A 2,613-nucleotide genomic window follows, 5' to 3' on the forward strand; every position below is an offset into this window, starting at 1 on the left:
GTCATACATACCCAAGAAAAATAGCGGTTCGGCAGGTAAACCGGGAAAAGCCGCTCAAGCCGTAACCCAGGAAAAATCTGCACAAACCACTATTACCAATTACTACGTTACCATGTCGGGGACATCTATGGCAACCCCGATGGTAGCGGGAACCGCCGCTTTGCTATTGGAGCAGAATCCCTGGACACCGGATGAGGTGAAAAGGCAGTTGATGAGTACTGCTCTAAATTTGGGATTTGCGGTTAATGAGCAGGGAGCGGGGGAAGTGAACATAAATCTTTATTAAGGGCGTACAATAAGAGAAGCATCTTTTTACAACGAGATAGTATCGTCAATGTCTAAGAAAAAGTGTAAAAAATGATAACGAGGTGAATTTTATGAAAACAAAATTAATGACAGTAATGTCAATTTTTGTTTTATCAATATTTTGTTTCAATTCGTTCGGGTTTGCTGCAGTTTCTTCGTTTAGAGATAATGGTATATCAAGAGATATAATAAATAAAGCCAATAAAGGTGATATGGTAGCTCAAAAAGCAATTGATGAGTACGCCCAAGGTATACTCGAGATGGCCAAAAACGGTGATCCTGCCGCAATACAAAAGCTCCAAAATCTTGATTGCTTTAACGAAGATAAAGTAAATGCTAAATTGCCTAATCTGAAATTAAAACGCGGTGAAAAAGTAAAATATTACTTCGATGATGGAAGTGCTGTTAGTTATGAATATGGTCCTGCAAAGAAAAGTAAAGAGGAAGTAACTAGTGCTGCTATATACTATGCGGATAAAAGTTGGTGGTTTGGACCTTGCTATGCTTCTTTAAGAACTTATATCGATAACACTGGTAGTACAAGGTACGTTGCCCATATAGAAGATGTTTGGGGTGATGTCTCATCTGTTGGATGTACCATGTCAGATCCTGTAGCTAAAATTCTAGTAAATGATGCTAATCCTGCATATGTTTCAGATTCATCAGTAGTTACGCTGCCTTTTAATGCAGGCTCCAAGTCTGTTTGGGTGAAATACAAGGTTGATACTTTAGGTATAATGACCGAAGTAGATGCCATTCCTTAATAATAAGTTACAAAAGCCCGCGAATTAAGTCGCGGGCTTTGTCAGATAGTCTGTGCTTATAATATTCATTTTGTGCCATATAGAAATTTAAGCTTAACCTGGAGCTTTAGGAAAAAGTTAGTTTATAATATAATAATATAATAACTTACTTAGCGAGTATTGAAGCAATTATAAACTAAATTATAATTAGCAACCATCACCGAAAATATGGCGTTCCAAAAGACAAAGTAGCTTCCTATGATTGGGTAAGAATCTGTTATCCTGACAACATAAAGGTTGATGCTCATCTAACGGAGGAAATACGTCCGTTCATCCCGAAATGTTAAGTCAGGAGGTACGAAGATGATAGATATCAAAACACTTAAGAAACGTAAGTGTTGGACCGCCCAAGCCCAAATGGAAGTTGTCTTTAAAAGCCTGAAGGGTCAGGAAACCGTGGCCAAGTTGTGTAGAAGAGTAGGTATAAGCCGGTCGATGTATTACAGGTGGAAAAGAGATTTTTTAACTCATGGGCTCGTTGACCTGAAACATGGTCTGTAAATCCCTCAGAGAAAAGGCACTTGGAGAGAAACTTAAAATGCGAGGCTAACTTCGGTCCCTCAAAAAGGCTGAAAACAGCGATGATGCTAAGCTACTAGCTCGTATCAAGGCAAAATTGTGAGAGCATAACCTTCAAGCCAAGGTAAAACGGTTTTAAGCACGTTGCCGTCAACGTAAGGGCAAAGTACTATAAAATCTTTTGTATCTGCTGGTTATATTGGCAATTTTTTATTGGAATTATGGATTTATTAAGTAGGGTTGAGTTTTCAAATACAAAATAAAATTTAAAAAGGGGGTTTTTTGATGGATTTACATACATTACCATTTTTGTTGATTAGTTGGGTTCAGTTTCTGGTAACTATTTTAATAATTATTTTTCTGCCAACATGGTTTTTTCGTAAAGTAAGATTTTTCGAACAAAAACTTAAAGATATAGAGTCTAAGCTAGACAACTTAAGCAAAAAGTAATTAAGTGGTTGAGACTTTTATGATACCCTCCGTTAACAAGTTGTAATTTTTAAAACCTTACCTTATTCCGAAAGAAGTAACCCCGAATGCTTCAGTGTAGACATTATCCCGGCAGTTACCTCTACGGCTCATGCTATATATCATTTCGAATTTTGCTACTTGTCCTGATAATACTTACTGCAGTATTGAGAACCACGATCTGAATGATGTATCAGTCCTTTGGATGGTTGTTGCTTCAAAATAGCATTTTTTAGTGCCTCTATGCAAGGTTGTTTCTCATATGATCTGTAACGGTCCAGGCAACTATCTTCTCCCGGCATCAACGCGCATATAATCACGGTAGGAGCTCTAGATGACAGGGGAACAGTTAATACCAAGGATGATGTTATTGCCGAATTTTCAAGTCGGGGGCCAACCGTTGACGGTTTAACAAAGCCTGATTTGGTGGCCCCGGGGGTAGGTATTACGTCTCTGGTTTCGGACACGTCATACATACCCAAGAAAAATAGCGGTTCGGCAGGTAAACCGGGTAAGC

The 2,613-nt window shown here is 38.5% G+C and carries 3 protein-coding genes and 1 pseudogene; all 4 read left to right on the forward strand.

The features are described 5' to 3' along the window. Window positions 1–286: S8 family serine peptidase (locus Tfer_RS17205; protein WP_282432079.1), on the forward strand; the 286-nt coding region annotated here is incomplete at its 5' end. 91 nt (window positions 287–377) lie between these two features. After that, window positions 378–1,070 carry a hypothetical protein gene (locus Tfer_RS15570; RefSeq protein ID WP_052219188.1) on the forward strand — a complete coding sequence of 231 codons (693 nt, stop codon included), beginning with the start codon at window positions 378–380 and terminating at the stop codon, window positions 1,068–1,070. A 342-nt stretch (window positions 1,071–1,412) separates the two neighbouring features. Beyond that, window positions 1,413–1,610, forward strand: a complete 198-nt coding sequence (locus tag Tfer_RS15575; protein WP_052219189.1) for a transposase — start codon at window positions 1,413–1,415, stop codon at window positions 1,608–1,610. A gap of 780 nt (window positions 1,611–2,390) precedes the next feature. Continuing rightward, window positions 2,391–2,613: pseudogene (locus Tfer_RS16185) on the forward strand (S8 family serine peptidase); the annotation flags it as partial.

It is taken from the genome of Thermincola ferriacetica, assembly GCF_001263415.1.
GTDB lineage: Bacteria > Bacillota > Thermincolia > Thermincolales > Thermincolaceae > Thermincola > Thermincola ferriacetica.